This is a genomic window from Crocinitomix catalasitica ATCC 23190 (assembly GCF_000621625.1).
In the GTDB taxonomy this organism is placed as follows: domain Bacteria; phylum Bacteroidota; class Bacteroidia; order Flavobacteriales_D; family Crocinitomicaceae; genus Crocinitomix; species Crocinitomix catalasitica.
Genome location: NZ_JHXV01000034.1, coordinates 1 through 18663 on the forward strand (window position 1 = coordinate 1; position 18663 = coordinate 18663).

Here is an 18663-nt window from a genome sequence, read left to right on the forward strand (position 1 = left end):
TTTCAGATGTTTCTTTATCTGTCCATCTACGTCGTTTAATATGAAAAAAAACAAACATACCTTTTAAAGGAAAATCCTGAACTGTAATGGTTTTATGAAAACCTTTTGAAATTAATTGACGTGAATTAAATTCTTGGGGAACAGTATTCTTTTCCTCAAAATAAAGGTTCAATCGTTCTCCTACTTTTTTTGATTCCGTAAGCTCAAAATGTGCTACTAAAATCTCAGGTAAAATCATTTTTATTAAGTCTAAATATCCCTCCAAAACTTATTCTTTTTTACAAAGAAAATCATTTTAGTCTAAATTCTTCCCCAACTTTTGTGACTGATCCAGAACACCCTCCAAATAATTGAAGGGTGTTCAATGAATACAAGTCGTTTTCACTTAAGCAATAGAATTCATCTGCCTCAAAGGAGGCGGGTATAGTTGCATTATATCTATGTTTATGACTGGGTCAGCAGATAAGGTTTTAAATGTTGACATCTCATAAATAGTTTCTACATAGAATCCATATATTTGATAAAAAGTTATTAAATATAAGTCACTACATACCCTGCGGGTGATAAATCGCCCGTCCTTTTCTATTAATTGTATTTTAGACTTAATATTAAATAGGCAATATTCTTCTTTTGTTAGTATCATATTCACTTGTTTTGCTCGTAGACATGGTTCCAAGTGCTTCTAAAGAATAATTATCCTTTACTTGCATATATCCGCATGTTTCGACGATTTTAGCGCCGAATCTACGTTTTTCGATTGTAGAGGTATACCCCATGTTTACATTATTGTAACCTGTGGAGCCTGCTCTTTCAACTATTCTCCATAATAATTGGCGATAAGATGAAAACTCAGTATTAAATTCATAATCTAAACCAGCAATAACAAAGGTATAATTCAATCTTCCTTTGTGGCATAGCGCCATTGCAATTGGTTTTTTAATCTCTCTATCATCAAAAGCGGGTTTTAAGGTTATTGAAACAATTTCCCAATTTTCGTCTTTTGCGATATTTTTAAACAATTTGAACGGTAATTTAAATGTGTTTAACGCTAAACTGTTATTCTTGGTGTTAACGTATAACTCATAATAAAGTTGCATTTCATTGTCGTCAAGATTTGATTTTATCTCAGTATTAAAAAAGTGCTCATTACGTGTAACGTTCTTTCTAAAATGTCTTTTAGAGTTTTTAGATAGATTACTAAAGTAAGTTTCTTCATCCTTCCAATTTAAGTCGGTGATCTTACAATTCTCAGGCATTGCAGATTTAAACAAGCCATTATCAATCATGTAATTATCTAAATTGTCATCGTTATTAGGCAAATCTCTAATAATTATATTCGTTATATTTCTTTCTTCCTGTATTGAACTCATTTTTTGTAATAATAAGTCCCAAGCTCCTTTGGCAAGTTTTGAGTCATTGTCAACATAAACATGATTCCCTTCTGTTAACGGAGATCCGATCGAAAGCGTTTGTGAAGTCATGTAAGAAGGATCTTTTAAACGAACAGTTTCTATTTCATAAGACACTTCTTTATTCATCAACATATCATCTTTAGATAGCGCTGTTGTTAAGAATGTAGCTAAAACTATTTTTCTATTATTATCTCTAATTATGATATAATCAAATATCCAATTTTGATGCTCTAATTCATTTTTACTGAATGATTCTTCTAATAATAATAATCCTTTCCAATCAAAAGTGCCATTATCGCCTAAATGATCATTCCATTCTTCTTCGTTAATTTTTTTGATAGTTGAATAGCTTTCAATATTAAGCTGTGACTGATTAACTAGTTGTTTAACTTTAACAATCGCTTCTTTTTCCTCAGGCGGTGTCATTTTAAACGCCTTAAAAATTTCACTTTTGGTAATACCGTGTTCTTCTAATACAATAGGGTAGTGGTATGCCATAGCTTTGACCATATTTTCAATTTGTTCAAAAGTATGCAAACGCGTTATTGTAAAACGAACGCCAGTATTTTTAATCGGCACTGCAGGAAAAATTCCAATATTTAAAAAGAAACCATCATCTTTTAATCTATTAATGATATCGTAAGCAACCTTAGGTAGACTTACGGCAATGAAGAATATTGGAGAAAAAGACTCCGCTAAATTTGGTAAATCATATTTTTTCAACATCATATTAGTATAACGGATGTTCTCTTGAAGGTCTTCTTGATATGTTTTGATAGCGTCGGAAAGATGGATATCTGCGACAGCTACAGCAGCTCCTAATGCACTTGGTTGCATTGGTCCTGATGTAATCATCGGTCCACCGACATTTCTAATCAATTGAGCCATTTCTTGAGTTGGAAAAATAAGTGCTCCACCACCTGTTGCAAAAGCTTTGGCAAAAGAAGTTGCAACAACCATTTGAGGATGAATTTTTCTATCAGCTAAAACATACCCTCTACCGTTTTTACCGAAGCAGCTCATACCGTGTGCATCATCAACGTAAAAATGGAATTCTGGATATTTATCCATTAAAGCATAAATTTCATCTACTGGAGTTGCATCTCCATACATTGAGTAGATGCCATCGGCCATATACCAGATTTTTTCATACTTTTCTTTTAATTTAATAATTCGTTGTTCTAACAAATCCATTCTATTGTGTCGTAATAACTCAACGTGGGTGTTCTTAGATTTTACAATTGCAGTAGCTGTTTGTACTGAATTGTGTACTTGATGATCGAGAATTACAGCATCTTGATTACTAACTAAAGTTGGTATTGCCGCAATATGTCCTAAAGTTGTAGTGGGAGTTACAATTGTAGGAGCATCAAATATTTGAGATAATTTATCCTCTAATTGAGAATAATAAATAGGAGATACGTAAGCACGAGAAGAAGAAAATTGCGTGCCATAGGAATCTATTGCCGCTTTTGCTGCCTCTTTTACTTTATCGTTGAATTCTAGACCGAGATAACTACATGAACCAAAATTTACCGTTTCTATATTGTTTAGGGTAATCACATTTTGGGTAAGTGACTGGTCTTGAGTGTTCAGATGTGCTATGCCATTGTTTTTAGCATGGTTTGCAATCTGATTTACAGTTTCAATAATTGATTTTTGACTCATAGGTACATGTATTTTGTTAGTTGTTGAACAAAATTCTTACAATTAAAGGTTATATGCAACCGCTAAAAAACGGAGTAACCGTTATGGCTAAATATAGCAATATGTTAAAAAGACCTACGTATAAATACTTAGACTATTCCATATATTTATTGTATATTTGGAATTAATATCTTTAATTATTTATATTTACGAATGGGACCTAAAATTTTATTTGAAGCAGAATTTTATCGTTTTATGATGGAAGATGGTGTGTTTCACCTAACTTACATTGATGGACCAATTACTCTTGCAATAGCAAAAAAAATTGTATTGAAAAGATTGGAGCTTACGAATAACGAAAGTGTTCCTTTGCTTATTGATGGTGTAAGTTTAAAAAGTATTGATAAGGAAGCACGTAATTTCTTATCTTCTGCTGATGGAATTAAAGGTGTTACGGCAGCAGCCTTATTGAGTAATTCTCCGTTTACAAAATACATGGCTAATTTTTTCTTAAAGATATCTGCGAATAATTCGAAAATACCAGCGAGAGTCTTCAATAATCAAAAAGAAGCTGTAGAATGGTTACAAACATTCAAAAAATAATGTTTTTTTCTATTTTTGATTAACTTCGTATTATTGTAAGGAAGAAAATTTAAGAATTTTATAAGTTTTCTTTTACTCTTTTTAAGAGACAATTTTATGCGAAAATCCCAAATAGACGAAATAAGTAATTTACTCTTATCGTATTCCGCAGGAAATTACCATGTTAAAGGTGAGATTTCTGAGCATGCTGACGAGATAGATATGATTATACTAGGCATTAACATGCTTGGAGAGGAATTAGAATCGTCAAATGTATCTAAAGATTATTTTACCAGCATTTTTAATTCGGTAACAGATTTGGTTTTAGTTGTAAATGAATCTGGAAATATAATAGAGGTAAACCAATCAGCTGTTTTAAAATTAGAGTATTCTAAAAGAACTTTAGTCTCAAGCGATTTTGAAAAGTTATTAAAGGATCCCAATTCGAATTTATTTGAGAATATAAAATCTAAACTCAGCAAAGAGAACAATAGGTTTGTAGTTGAATGTCAGTTATTAACAAAATCTGGTAATATTGTTTTTGGTCTTTTTACTTGTGCAATGATTTTTGATCACCTCGGTGTATTTGTAGGTTACTTAATCAGTATTAAAGATATAACTGAACAAAAAGAAAACGAAAAATTAATCCTAACGACGATCCTTTCAACTCAAATTGCTGAGCAAAAGCGGATGGCGGATGATTTGCATGACTCTTTAGGTCAAGAATTGTCCATGGCGCAATTGATGTTGAGTAATATTAATAAATTTAAGATTGATAATAGTGAATTCAGTAACTTGGTAGCACTATGTGACGAAATACTAGGTAATTCAATAAAAAGGCTACGTGAAATTTGTTTCGATTTAATGCCAAATGTATTGGTGAAAGGTGGTGTAGAGTTGGCAGTAGAGACTTTAGTAGGTAAGTTAAATAAAATTGAACAATTCAAGATTGATTTTGTTAGTACTGAAAATTTTCCTAGATTAATTGCGGAATTGGAGGTTGTTATTTATAGAATTATTCAGGAATTCATAAATAATATGACCAAACATTCAAATGCAACTAGATTAAACATTCACTTAGTAGAGAATGATTCGACGATTGAATTCGTTTTAAAGGAAAATGGACAAGGGTTTGATTTGAAAAAGTTAGAAAATATTGGAGAAAATCGAGGTTTGAGTAATATTAAGACAAAAGTCATTGCTTATAACGGTAAATTTAAATATAATAGCGAAATTGGAAAAGGAACTGAGCTTTGGGTTGAATTTCCAAAATAAAAAATATATGGAGAAATTGAAAATATTAATTGCTGACGATCATAAATTAGTACGTACAGGTATCAAATATACATTGACAGGTACTGGTGATAGCAATTTCATTGACCGTATTGATGAAGTTGTTAATGGGGCAGAAGCTGTTGAGCGTGCGCGAATTTTCGATTATGATATTATTTTAATGGATATTAATATGCCGGAAATGGATGGTATTAAGGCAACTGCTGAAATAGTTAAAGACAAAGCCAATTCTAAAATCATTGCATTATCAATGCATAGTGATGACTATGAGATTAGAAGTATGATTAAGGCAGGAGCAATGGGGTATTTATTGAAGAATACGGGATCTGAAGTACTAACGAGTGCTATCAAAACAGTACTTGAAGGTGGAAAATATTACAGCAATGAAGTCGCTTTAAAATTAATGGAGCCTTATACTGGGAATTTGTCTCAAGGAAAGTCGGATGATATTCGAGTTGATAACCGTAAAATTTCACTTACTCGAAGAGAATTAGAGGTATTGAAGTTAATTGCGAATGAGTATACGAATGAAGAGATTGCTAAAAAGTTTGAGTTGAGCAAACGAACGATAGATTCGCATAGACAGAATATTTTAAGTAAACTACAAGTTAAAAATACAGCAGGATTGATTAAGTATGCAATTCGACTGGGATTAGTTTAATTAACCTCCTATAGTAGTCATGCTCCTATTGGCATTGTAAATTAATGCTGCACTTTCAGATTCAAAAGAATCTATTCCCGCTCTTTTCTCCTTTTTTGCATGAATAATTTGTTGGATTATTGGATCGATATTTTCATTATGTCGATAGGCTTCCAATAAATTTAATTCGTGATTTGAAAATAGACAATTCTTTAATTTACCATCTGCCGTTAAACGAATTCTATTACAACTATCGCAAAATGGATTGGTCACAGAACTAATAATGCCATACTGACCTTTAAAGCCTTTTATTTTATAGTTTCTCGTTGTACTATTCGGTGGCAATGGTAATGTTTCAATTTCATTTAATCCAAAATGTTCAGAAATTTTATTTTGAATTGTTTTGGACGAAACTGTTTTGCTCCAATCCCATTCATTGCCATTAAAAGGCATAAATTCAATAAATCTAACTTCTATTTCTTTGTCCTTTGTAAATAAGATAAAATCAACAATTTCGTCGATATTTTCATCCTGCATTAATACCACATTAATTTTTACATTAAAATTTTCGGCAATGGTAAGCTGAATATTTTCCATGATTCGTTTAAAATCGAATCGACGAGAAATTCGATTGAACTTTTCTTCTTGTAGTGAATCTAAACTTATATTGATTTTATTTAATCCGGCTTTTTTTAAATCATCTATATACCGATCTAACAATACGCCATTTGTTGTAATAGCTAAATCAACTGGGAATTTGGAGAGTTCATTAAGTATTGCAGAGAAGTTTTTCTTGATCAAAGGTTCTCCACCTGTCAACCTTATTTTATCAACGCCAAAGTTTACAAAACGACCAACGATTGCAATCATCTCTTCTTGAGACATGAATTCTGACCGTTCTCTTAAAGCAATTCCTTCTGCAGGCATACAATAGGTGCACCTCAAATTACAACGTTCCGTTAATGAAACGCGTAAATAGTTATGATTTCTACCAAATTGATCTACCAGCATGCGGTGTAATTATTCAAAAATTTCATTTATAATTATTGGCATAGCAATACTACATGTCGAAGTTCTGCGTGAAATAGCATAGTCAAATTTAATTGACATGCCATCAGAATTATAGTTTTCAGGTAAACTCAGAGGTTCAAGAAGTGTTAAATTGTCATCAATTTTTATTTCAATTAAGAATCCGCAATCTAACATCGATTTATCTCGAATAATACCAGTTGTACTTTTATTTGCTACTATTTCAGTATTTGATTCAGTACTTTCTTTATTTATAGAGCAACTTAATAAAGGAATGAATAATATAGCTGTAATTAATTTTCTCATTATTTACCAAGGTATAGTTTTTTACTCAATAGTGTTGTACTTCCCACTAAAGTTACAACATAAATTCCATTAGCGAATTGAGGTACCACGAATTGCATTTCTCCTTCATTTGCTTGCAGTGGCATCGAGCCAATTAATTTACCTTGGATGTCTAATATTTGAACTTCTAAATTATCATCGTAAATATTATACCAGCTTAATTGAATTGTGTTTTTAGTCGGTTGAAAAATATTAAATGTTTTAGTTTCTGTAGTCTTTGTAAGACCACTGGAAGGATCTCCAAATTTAAATGAGAATACTCTTGTTTTTCTTGCTCCACCAGGGCCTACATATTGACCTGTAAACCAAAATGTTTCATCATCGGTAGGGTCAATTGTCATATGGGCATAATCCCCGTATCTAGCACTTGTTGTTTGGGAGCCAGTACCAGCAATGCCAACCTCTTCAATAATAGTCATCTCTCCTAGAGGATCAGCACTGTGTCGTCCTGTAAATCGTAATCCTGCATAATCATCAGGTCCACTAAAGGAGTATGCCAAACCAATATTCCCCCAATAGTCCATAGATATACCACTGATCCATCTGCTATTTTCTTCGTCCGGTGAATGCGTCCCTTGTTGATAAATAGACCAAGTTTCTGTATTGTTATCTCTTAATTCGTACCATCTCACGCCTGCGCGGTCCGTATCATCTACATCAACTGTTTGACTTAGAACGATAGTGTTATAACCGTCAAAACGTCTGTATTGTGCACGATACATTAATATTGAATTAATTGGATCAAGTTTTTGTGAGGTGCCTCTTTGTCTTATATCTGCGTACGTACCTGAAAAAACAGAATTAAATGGAGCCGTAGTCAAACTTTGGCTGATAGTAATTGTAGAGGTTTCAGGAGCATCCCAATTGACTGTGGCTTTTAAAACTTTTATATGGTCGACATCAACACCGTCGAATGAATCGTCTTGAACTACAAAGAAATAGCAAGGCTCATCAATTTCAGGTTCATTAGGACCATCAGCATCAGCAGGTAAATGACTACGAAAATCACCATCCGGCAAGTCTGGAAAAGTCATTTTAATAATTCGTGCACCAGGATCACCTAACAGCATTTTATCTCGTTCAAAAACGCAACAATTATCATCATCCGCATTAGCAGACATATAATAACCGTTAGACCATACACTGTATTTAGGATAATCAGGGAATTCATCAAATGAAAAAGTATAAGCATAGTATTCACCTAGAGGATCGGATGATTGAGATACAGCAATCATTACGCCTGTATCATCCATATCAGGAAGTAGGTAGAATTGACTGATAAACCATCTTTCCGCAAATTTATCATACATCACAATTGGGTCACCTCTTCCTTCTACACCCCATATTAAATCTAATGAAATAGCACTTGCAGCTGCAGTTCCGTCTTTGTTAAATACGCGATATTGATCATTTACGGCTTGTAAAAAATAATCTGTACCAGCAGCACCAGTTGGATCAGGAGGTAAAGAACCTAATTGACCGTCCCAATTTTCTTGTATCATATTGCGTCCGCTAATTTGGGCAGGCGATTTTTGAATGAGAGGATCAATATTTTTGAATTGAGGAATACCAATGTCTGATATATTATTTTTATTGGTGTCTCTATGTATTTTTCGATCTCTATCGCTGTCAGGCACATTTTTTTGTTGATATTCAGTTCCTTCAATTGCCGATAAAAGATCTCTTAATGCCGGTGTTTTATAAAAATTAGAACATTTTTCGATTTTAGTTTTAGAATCGTGCACTTCCTTGTCAGTTTGAGAGAAACTAAAATTAACAAGGAATAATTGCAAGAAAAAAAATGGAATGATTCGGTTCATTTCAGGTCAATAATTGAATTTAACACTAAAGGTAAGCATTTATTAAGATAATAATTTCCGACGGCTATGTTCAGAAAATAGAATTGATATTTTTTTATAAGAGCTAGACAGCTTAATATTTTTATCTTTGCTTCTAAAAATAACCAGCTTTGAATCTGTTTAAAAAAAATATTTTTGGCCAAAAAATTTTCATCAAGAAAATAATTATCCGAATTTTTGGAACAATCGTTTATGGTCGATTTAATTGGACACATAAAACGGAAATTCAAGGTGCTGAGATTTTCAATCAAATTCAAGATAGAAATGTATTGATTGTTTCAAATCATCAGACCTACTTTGCAGATGTTTCTTTTTTCCTTCACGTAATTCATGCGGCGTTAACTGGACATCCTAATGATATCAGATATCCAGGATTTTTAAAGTGTAAAAAGCACAATATTTATTATGTGGCGGCTGAAGAAACCATGAAATCTGGCTTCTTGCCTAAAATTCTTGCTTTATCAGGGGCAGTAACAGTTAATCGATCGTGGAGAGCGAATGGAGAAAATGTGAGAAGGGTTGTTGATAAATCAGAAGTTAAAAATATTGATAAAGCATTGAATGATGGCTGGGTAATTACTTTTCCACAAGGAACTACTAAACCGTATACTCCGGGTAGAGTAGGGACTGCTATTCTAATTAAAAAGCATCAACCTATTGTTATTCCGGTTGTAATAGATGGATTTAGAAGAGCATTTGATAAAAAGGGATTGAAAAACAAGAAAAAGAGAAGTACTTTAAGAATGACAGTTAAAGCACCTCTCGATATTGATTATTCAAATACAGTTGAAGATATATTAGCTCAGTTGATGACTTCTATTGAGCAATCTTCTGAATTTGACACAATGACATCCTTAAAAAAGGAAAATGCTTTAAAATAACTTAGTATTGTGCCAGATTGATTGGCTTCGTTCGATCATACTTGATGGTATACTTGATTTCAAAATCTTTTAATTCACCAGCCTTTAATTTCTCATTCCATTGTAATAATCCTGTTATCAAATTCAAATTAGCTTTGTCCTTTTCTAAAACCTCAATCTCAATGTCTTTATCGCGAACTACAGGAATTTGATCTTGGATAATCAGCTCAATATTTGATCGGTTTTGGTTCTTAACGGATATTTGATATGCGTAAGTTTTCTCAATTTTATCTCCAACTATTTTTTCTTTAGTTTCATTTTTAAGTAGGGTACGTTTTACTGAAATATTCGATGTGCGTCCTAAGCTTAAATCTAAAGTATCATTCATTTGAGCAGGGTTTAATTGTGTTGCTCCTATATAACTCCCATCATGAAAAATGGTCGCTCTGCCAGGTAGAATATTTAAAGCATCTAAATTTGTAATTCTTGCCACTAAATAAACACCTATGTCCATTTTTGGAACCGTGAAATACATGTATTTACTTTCTAGTTCTGCTCTTTTGATGAGGACCATATTTTTTTGATTGTCAGACGCAATGGAATAAGACAAGTTAATTGCATATTCTACTGATATCATTTGCTGAACTTCAGTAGTAAATTCAAATGCATTTTGTGAATTAATAATGGCAGGTTCAGCAGCAATAGATTCGGAACGCAAACTTTTACTTAAATCGATCTCATCCAACATTTCATCGTTTGCTTCATATTGATCCTTTTCCTTTTTCATGCTTGACTTATCTAAATAACCTATTTGAGGGTTATAATCCAAATACCATGGGTATAAATTTGGTTTTGTTTTATTTTCGTAAGGGTTATTTGTCGATAAATTTAATTTTACATTATCCCAATCTATTCCTGTGTTTTGATAAACCTCGGCTTTATAAGTAAGTTCAATAGAATTCGCCTTGTCGTCACTTCTTAAATCATAAAGAGGGTTCCATCCAGCATTATTTACCAGATAACTAATATCTAAACTACCGGTTGTATAAGCGTCAGCTGATATTGTAATGACGATTTGATAAATTGGTGATTGGTTTTGAATCGGAGTTAAATTGTTATTTGCATTGTAATTGTTAAGATTTGCCAATCGCGTATGCATTCTATTTTCACTCTTTAAAAGTATAGTTTGTGTTCTGCTTAATGCTAATAGTGATGCATTGATTGTATTCATTTTAAGATGATAGAAATTTATGGCATCTTGCAGTAGAGGGATAGAGTCGTTCACTTTTCCCGTTCCTTTAATAGTTCCATTGTTTTCAATGATTCTTTTTTGGTTGTTTAGAACTTCAATTTTTTGTTGTAATTCAAGTTTAGAAAAGGTCATTTCAAATAATGAATCTTGTAATTGTTTAATCTCTTTTCGGATATTTGGTGGAATATTATTTGGGTCTGGTGCGAGCGTAGGTTCGGGGTACTTTATTTTAATTTTCGAATCAAGAATCACCATATTTCCCGTGGCTTTGATTTGTAATGTATTTGAGTTGATGGTAGGACTAACGTTACTAACTACTATTTCTGTTATTCCTTTTTGTGCAACGTAATTACCTGTTCTGTTTATTTGTGCGCCTTGTTGATAGACTACAACTTTATTTATTTTTGTAGGTATGTCGTTTGCCGCTTTTGAAAAGGGTATTGTGAGAGAGATGATGATGAATGCAAGTATATTTTTCATGATGTTTTTTTCTACCTGTACATTTGTCATTCACTTTGGTTCAAAAAAAAAGCCTACTTTTTAAAAAGTAGGCTTTTAAATATATTTTAAAATGATCTCTATCTGTATCTTCCTAGACCTTTAGGACTTCCCATTCTGTCCATTGCACATCTGAATCCAATTGTTGCAGATGATTGATCTTGATCTAAAAAACGTCTGTTTGAACCTACAATCCAATAAGCTCTATCTCTCCAAGATCCACCTTTGTATACTCTAGAATCATCAGAGATTAATGTAGTAGGCCAACTTGTTTTGTCGTTAGGCTTAATTTGATTTCCGTTTAAATCGAATTCTTCGTGATCATTTTGATACATTACTAAAGATTGATCTCTAACACCTGCGTTAATATCATTCTTACGCTCATCATCATTAAATCTTGAAGATGATTCGAAATCACCATCTAAATGATCTTTATAATCTGCATTTCTATAATTTCTTCTGTTGATGTTTTCTTCAGCAACAACTTCTCTATATTTAAGATTCCCTGGAGTATTCACAATATAAGAAGAGATACCTTCTCTAAGGATTGGAATAATTTCTAGTGGGTATTCATTACCAACACCATCGGCACGAATAAATCTAGGATCAATTCCATCAAATAAACCATCAAAGATGTTTGTTTGAATAGTTTCAGAAGCTTCCATGTAGAATTGATCATCTGCCATTTGAATTGCTCTATCAACTACAATGTTTAATTCATCTAATAACAATAATTCTAAAGAATCCTTTGCTTTACTTTTTGATAAGTAAACTCGTTCAGGAGGACTATTATAAAAATCGATATCATTTCTTGATTTCACATTTTTAGACATCCCTTCAAACATAATAGAAGTTGTATCCGTATTACCTGGTACGTGCTCTTGTGCAGAAATTCTTTGGAATCTTTTACTTTCAAATTCGTGTAAGAATTCTTTAATTCCATGAACATCATAAAGAATTTGTGTAGTTTTTTCATCAATCACACCGTCATTACCAAGGACTTTGGTTTTGAAAACGTTACCTCTAAATGGTCTAAACTCGTCAAAATCTTCGTGAGATAAAGGACGGTAAACATCCATTACCCATTCCGATACGTTACCAGCCATATGGTATAAACCATAATCATTTGGCCAATAAGAATCAACAGGAGCAGTAACGTCAGCAGCATCATTTAAAGCACCTGCTGCGCCCATATAATCACCTCTTCCTCTAACAAAGTTTGCTCTAATATCACCTTGAAATTCTTTATTGTCTTGTCTAACCCAGTGTCCAGTCCAAGGATAAGTTCTTCTATTTTCAATTACACCTGGATCTTCAGCATTCGTCATACTTCCGACTAAACCATAATAAGCAAATTCCCATTCAGCTTCAGTTGGGAGTCTATATTTTGGTAAAAGAATACCATCCTCCATTCGAACAATTCGTTGTCCTAGATCTTTTTTCTTACCACTCCAACCTTGATTAGGAGATAAGTTTCTCAAAAAGTTTTCTTCTTGTGGATGATATTGATCGGCTAAATAGGCATCAGTTGTGAATGGCTCACCACCTTGATCAGGATTCAAAGCCAATACACCTTCTCTTACTAATATAAACTCGTTAACTCGATCAGATCTCCAAGAACAAAAATCATTTGCTTGTTTCCAACTAACTCCAACAACAGGATAGTTTTGGTAAGAAGGGTGACGTAAATAATACTCAACGTAAGGTTCGTTATAAGCCATCGGGCTTCTCCAACATAGAGTATCAGGCAATGCTTGTCTGTATATCATTGGAAACTCTTCGTAAGTTCTTTTTACCCAATATAAATATTCTAACCAGTTAAAGTTAGTTACCTCAAATTGGTCAATATAGAAAGAAGACACAGTTACACGTCTTGGAATATTATTCCATTCGTAAGTAACATCTTGCTCAGATCTACCCATAGTGAAAGTACCACCTTCAACTAAAATTAGCCCAGGACCAGTTTCTTGATCGAAAAATGGAACTTTTTGAAAGCCGCCATTTTGTGGGTTGTTAAATTCCCAACCTGTAGTATTAGATCGTTCTCTTGAACAAGCCATCAGAGCCATCCCAGCTAACACTATAAGAAATAGTCTATTCCCCTTCATTTTTAATGATTTAATTTGCGTTTTCATTATTGAATACTTTATGCTATAACAAATATATATTTTATAGTTACACCTTTTTATACAAAATGGTTACATTTTTTAGAAAGATGGACAAGAAATTGTTCTAAAACTTTTTAATTTTTCTTTACAGCTTAAGTTAAAACCTAAAGAAAGTTCGTGTGATCCTCCCGAAGCATTCGTCAAAGGAGAAATTGTAATATCATAACTATATCCTAATCTAAAGTTTCCAGCGTCAACTCCAATTGAAAGTATAAAAGCATCACGTGCACGCCACCATGCTCCAGCAGTAAACGCCCCATACTTAATATAAGTTCCAAAATTTAATTGCATAAAACCATCTTGGTAGGTATATATAATGTTTGGAGAGATAGATGTTACATTACTGTATTGTGATCCTTTTCCAAATTCTATATTCGTTCCAATATGTGCCGTAAAACGCATTGGTAAATTACTCTGACCGTCAGGATTTAGAATTAAACTCTCTTCTGGTGTGTTTAAGTGCTTAGCAGCGAAACCAAAATAAAAGTTCTCAGAATAACCAACAATACCTGCTGATAAATCAATGAATCCTTTAGTACCCCAACCATTGTCTAATAATCTACCTCTTGGTAAATCTCCTGTCTGGTAAATAAAACCTCTTCGAGGATCAATTTGATCGCCAAATGTTAGTTTGTTCCAATCAATAAATTTTTGATTCCACCCAGCTTGAGCGCCAATCAAAAAAGTAAATTTCCTAGAAACTTGTAAGTGATAGCTATATGCTAAATTAACAGTCGACCAGTTTAAAGTGTTTTTACCAGCCATATCATTGGTTACCATCACTGCTATACCACCACGTAAAATATTTACATATTGGTCGTAAGAAATACTGTTGGTAACAAATGCGCCTGAAATAGAAGGCCATTGGTTTCGGTAATTCAAATTAAACCTTGGGCATCCATGGGATCCTGCCATGGCCGGGTTCAAATAAATAGGGTTGGCGTAAAATTGCGTAAACTCTGGGTCCTGTGCTTTCGCACTTAGACCAATGAATACCGCAAACACCCCAATAAGTAGTTTTTTCATCATTCTAACTTGGTGTTATAGTACCAAAAATATTAATTTTGCTTAAATACCTAATATTTTAAAAGTCAAATATGGTAAAAAGAAATTAAATCTTTATCAAGATTTGCAATAATAGCTAATTTAGTTCGTTTTTAAAACAAAATCGACATCTCTTTGTTCAATTATGAGAAAAAAATTAAATCAAACTTATTTATTTTTAGCGTTCACCCTAATTATATTGCCTTTTTTAGGTTTTTCACAATCCGAAACGATAAGCTTAAAGCTCAATTGGGACGCGCAAAATGAGTTATGTTCGGAATGTTATCTTGAGAATGTATCCAATCGTTATAAAGTTAATACCGCTAGACCAATCACTATGCGAGGAAAGTATAACTTTTCATATACTGTAAAAAGTATTTCTTACGAAGCGGTTACAGTAACCGATTTGGACGTTAAAAAGGCTTTAACAAGTGATTTAGATTTAGAAATTCTATTTAAAATATCGAAAGCTGAGAATTTTGCTGTTTTAAATTTTAATCCCGTCTTATTGATCGGTGGAGAATCCAAAATGGTAAAGGAGATAATATTTGAAGTAAGTGGTGAGCGCGTTTTTACATCTGGGAATAGAGAAGCTGAATTTGCTTCCACATCTGTTCTTGCTTCTGGTGATTGGTATAAGATTGGCGTAAAAAATGATGGGATTCAAAAAATTGATTATAATTTTTTGAGTGAACTTGGTATTAATATGGGGACTTTAAATCCACTTCATATTAATATATATGGGAATCATGTACCTACATTACCCATTCTAAATTCAGAATATCATCCTGACGATTTACTTAAAAATGCAATACAAATTGTAGGTGAAGGGGATGGCGTGTTTAATACAAGTGATTACATCTTGTTTTATGGTAAAGGACCGGATGTGGTGACTTATTCACCGAACAGAATTTATGCGAGAAAGAATCAAATCGATTCGTTAAACTATTATTTCATCCATGTAAATGCAAGTGTTCCTCCTAAAAGAATTTCTTCGGTCGGTAATTCGGCAGACGCAACTACACATAATTTATCATCTTATCAATCTTATTCCTATCATGAGTCAAATGATGTAAATACATTAGGATCTGGTGATATTTGGCTTGGTGAGAATTTGGATATTTTATTGGAACATGAGGTCGTATTTAATATTGAGAATAGAGAGGTGGCTGATTCTGTATATGTTCGTACCCAGATGGGGTCTGCTATAAAAACGGGTACGGCGAAGTATAACGTTTTAGTTGATGGTGTTTTAGTAGATGATTTCTTTGATACTAATATTTCAGTGGGAGATTATTTAAAAGGACGTCTGATGTCAAGTGATGCTAGTTTTAAGTCTGGATCTAGTAATCTTCGTTTTCAGGTAAACTTAGTTCGAACATCTGCAGATACTGAAGGTTGGATTGATTTTATACAACTGAATTATACACGTAGATTACAGGTTGGAACAGGTCAATTTATTATTAGTAGTCTAGAAAGTGTGGGAGCAGGGAATGTGGCACAGTACAATATATCAAATGCGAATGAAGATTTACAAATTTGGGAAATAACAGATCCTACAAATGTGAAGAAAGTTAATGGTTCTTTGGCTGGTTCTATTTATACCTTTAAGATGAACGCTGATAGTTTACGTTTGTTTTCAAGTTTTAAATCGAACCAAACTTTTACGCCTATAAAGTCTGGAGCATTTCTAGGAAAAATTGAAAATCAAAATCTGCATGCATTGGCACCGTTCGATTATTTAATTGTTTCTCATGAATCTTTACTGACTTCTGCTGAGCGTTTGGCTAATATACATCGAGAAAGAGGTTTAACTGTTAATGTTGTTCCGATTCAAAAAATATATAATGAATTTAGTAGTGGTGTTTCAGATCCTGTTGCAATAAGATGGTTTGCTAAAATGTTTTATGATCGAGCAGCAGGTGATGTTTCAAAAATGTTAGATTATATCTGTCTTTTTGGCGATGGAACCTATGATCCGCTAAATCGAATATCGAAGAATAATTATTTAATGCCTACCTATAATAAGACGGATATTATAGGTGAAAAAAAATACATCAATTTTAGTTCTTCTTATACTGCTGATGACTTTTTTGCGCTGTTAGATGATGAAGATCGAATCGATAAATCAGATTTAATAGATGTGGCCATAGGGCGAATTCCTGTTTCAACGAATGAAGTGGCAAATGATGTTATTAATAAAATAGAACATTATATGAAATATGGTTCTACTTTATTCAGTAATGCTACAGGAGTTCAATGTGATGCATCTGGTTACGCGTCTACTTTTGGAGATTGGCGGAATCGAGTTGTTTTAATGGCGGATGATGAGGATGATGGGAAGTTTGTAACGGATTGTGAAGATGTAAGTAATTATACTAATTTAAATCATCCTGAGATTAATATAACGAAACTTTATCTAGATGCATATAAACAAATAACAACCTCAGGAGGTCAACGTTACCCAGCAGTTGAGGAAGCGATTGACCAAAACATAGAAAGAGGTGCTTTACTTTTTAATTATGTTGGACATGGAGGAGAAACTGGTTTAACACAAGAAAGGACTGTAGATATTGATATGATTAGGAATTGGACGAATGTAAATAATCTTACAGTATTTGTGTCAGCAACATGTGAGTTTAGCCGTTTTGACGATCCTTCTAAAGAATCTGCAGGGGAAATAACCTTAACTTCTCCATACGGTGGAGCAGTGGGGATGTTAACGACAACAAGGCTTGTAAGTATTTCTTTTAATTCTACAATAGTTGGTAATTTATATCGTGTTATTTTTAATGAAGTTAATGGTGAGCCTTTGCCTATTGGTGAAATACTTCGCCAATCAAAGAATCTGTCAGCTGGAGGAGGAAATCATATTAGAAATTTTTCATTACTTGGTGATCCAGCAATGAAATTAGGTAAACCTTCGGCACGAATTCATACTGATAGTATTAATGGAGTGAGTATTGATATGCCAATTGATACACTAAAGGCTTTATCTAGGGTTACAATTAGTGGCCATTTAACAGATTATTTGGATGTACCATTAACTGGTTTCAATGGAACTGTTTATCCAACGGTATATGATAAAAGTAAAGTCAAACAAACGCTTGGTCAAGATCCCGGTTCCCCAATAAAAGATTTTAATGATAGAAATAACATTATCTATAAAGGAAAGGCAACTGTTGCAGATGGACAGTTCAAATTTACTTTTGTTGTTCCAAAAGATATTGATTACAGTTTTGGACTTGGTAAGGTTAGCTATTATGCGAACGATGAATCTTCCAATTATTATGGCTTTGATACCTCTGTTGTAGTTGGTGGAATCAACCCCGATGGTTTAGTTGATGATGTCGGTCCGCAAATTGAGTTGTTTATGAACGATGAAAATTTTGTTCATGGTGGATTAACCAATGGAGAACCTTTATTTATTGCTCATGTCTCAGACGAAAATGGGATCAATACAACTGGAAATGGGATAGGGCATGATATCACTATTATACTAGATGGTAATACGGCAGAACCTATCTTTTTGAATAATTTTTATGAAGCCGATTTAGATACATATCAAAGTGGTAAAGTCTTATACCGAATGACTGAATTAGAGGAGGGACCGCATCAAATTACCTTTAAAATATGGGATGTAAATAATAATTCTTCTGAAATGACTTTGGATTTTGTCGTGATGAATGATGAGGAGATTGGAATTTCTCACTTACTTAATTATCCTAATCCCTTTACTACAAGTACAGATTTTTATTTTGAACACAATCAAATCTGTAATGCGATGAATGTGTCGATAGAAATTTTTACAATTTCTGGTAAACTTGTTAAAACAATTCAGCAAATTACACGTTCTTCAGGTTTCAGAAGCGAAGGTATTCATTGGGATGGACGAGATGATTTTGGAGATAAATTAGCACGTGGTGTATACATTTATGAACTCAGCCTAGAGACCTGCGATGGAAAGCGTGCTGATAAGATTGAAAAATTGGTAATATTATAGTAATTATTAAATGTATTGCATTAATTGAGTT

Annotated in this window: 13 protein-coding genes; 5 read left to right on the forward strand and 8 right to left on the reverse strand. The window is 33.1% G+C overall.

Annotated elements, in window-relative coordinates; genetic code table 11:
* Together T367_RS0116490 and T367_RS24175 are read right to left on the reverse strand one after the other, a co-directional pair.
* The coding region (locus T367_RS0116490) for an ISAon1 family transposase N-terminal region protein (protein WP_027418676.1) at positions 1-265 on the reverse strand (265 nt) is incomplete at its 3' end.
* A 343-nt stretch (positions 266-608) separates the two neighbouring features.
* Positions 609-3080: an aminotransferase class I/II-fold pyridoxal phosphate-dependent enzyme gene (locus T367_RS24175; RefSeq protein ID WP_051568623.1), complete on the reverse strand. Its 2472-nt coding sequence runs from the start codon at positions 3078-3080 to the stop codon at positions 609-611.
* 192 nt (positions 3081-3272) lie between these two features.
* Here T367_RS24175 and T367_RS0116500 point away from each other — a divergent pair, with 192 nt between their 5' ends.
* The 3 genes from T367_RS0116500 to T367_RS0116510 all read left to right on the forward strand — a co-directional run bounded on the left by T367_RS0116500 (position 3273) and on the right by T367_RS0116510 (position 5595).
* Entirely contained in the window at positions 3273-3662 is a 390-nt protein-coding gene (locus T367_RS0116500) for a DUF7793 family protein (RefSeq protein WP_027420841.1), read from the forward strand.
* A gap of 96 nt (positions 3663-3758) precedes the next feature.
* Positions 3759-4916: a PAS domain-containing sensor histidine kinase gene (locus T367_RS0116505; RefSeq protein WP_027420842.1), complete on the forward strand. Its 1158-nt coding sequence runs from the start codon at positions 3759-3761 to the stop codon at positions 4914-4916.
* Positions 4917-4923: 7 nt separating this feature from the next.
* Positions 4924-5595, forward strand: coding sequence for a response regulator transcription factor (locus T367_RS0116510; RefSeq protein ID WP_027420843.1), 672 nt, complete (start codon positions 4924-4926; stop codon positions 5593-5595).
* Here the strand turns inward: T367_RS0116510 and moaA are convergent, their stop codons facing one another.
* Genes moaA through T367_RS22810 form a run of 3 tightly spaced genes read right to left on the reverse strand, consistent with a single transcriptional unit; the run spans position 5596 to position 8768 of the window.
* Entirely contained in the window at positions 5596-6585 is a 990-nt protein-coding gene (gene moaA, locus T367_RS0116515) for a GTP 3',8-cyclase MoaA (protein WP_027420844.1), read from the reverse strand. It abuts the gene before it with no gap.
* Between the two features lie 9 nt (positions 6586-6594).
* Positions 6595-6909, reverse strand: a complete 315-nt coding sequence (locus T367_RS25670; protein ID WP_027420845.1) for a hypothetical protein — start codon at positions 6907-6909, stop codon at positions 6595-6597.
* Positions 6909-8768 carry a T9SS type A sorting domain-containing protein gene (locus T367_RS22810; RefSeq protein WP_051568624.1) on the reverse strand — a complete coding sequence of 620 codons (1860 nt, stop codon included), beginning with the start codon at positions 8766-8768 and terminating at the stop codon, positions 6909-6911. Before T367_RS22810 ends, T367_RS25670 begins: the two co-directional genes overlap by 1 nt.
* Before the next feature lie 149 nt (positions 8769-8917).
* On the opposite strand from T367_RS22810, the gene T367_RS0116535 reads away from it, so the two are divergent.
* Entirely contained in the window at positions 8918-9688 is a 771-nt protein-coding gene (locus T367_RS0116535) for a lysophospholipid acyltransferase family protein (RefSeq protein ID WP_027420847.1), read from the forward strand.
* 1 nt (position 9689) lies between these two features.
* Here the strand turns inward: T367_RS0116535 and T367_RS0116540 are convergent, their stop codons facing one another.
* From T367_RS0116540 to T367_RS0116550, 3 genes are all read right to left on the reverse strand, one after another.
* The gene (locus T367_RS0116540; RefSeq protein WP_169736080.1) at positions 9690-11399 is read right to left on the reverse strand and encodes a DUF4139 domain-containing protein; all 1710 of its coding nucleotides are present in this window, start codon (positions 11397-11399) and stop codon (positions 9690-9692) included.
* A gap of 98 nt (positions 11400-11497) precedes the next feature.
* A complete protein-coding gene (locus T367_RS25210) occupies positions 11498-13552 on the reverse strand; it encodes an SUMF1/EgtB/PvdO family nonheme iron enzyme (protein ID WP_051568625.1) in 2055 nt (684 codons plus the stop codon).
* 72 nt (positions 13553-13624) lie between these two features.
* Positions 13625-14614, reverse strand: a complete 990-nt coding sequence (locus tag T367_RS0116550) for a PorP/SprF family type IX secretion system membrane protein (protein ID WP_027420849.1) — start codon at positions 14612-14614, stop codon at positions 13625-13627.
* A gap of 160 nt (positions 14615-14774) precedes the next feature.
* On the opposite strand from T367_RS0116550, the gene porU reads away from it, so the two are divergent.
* A complete protein-coding gene (porU, locus tag T367_RS24185) occupies positions 14775-18632 on the forward strand; it encodes a type IX secretion system sortase PorU (protein ID WP_027420850.1) in 3858 nt (1285 codons plus the stop codon).
* Positions 18633-18663 lie beyond the last annotated feature (31 nt).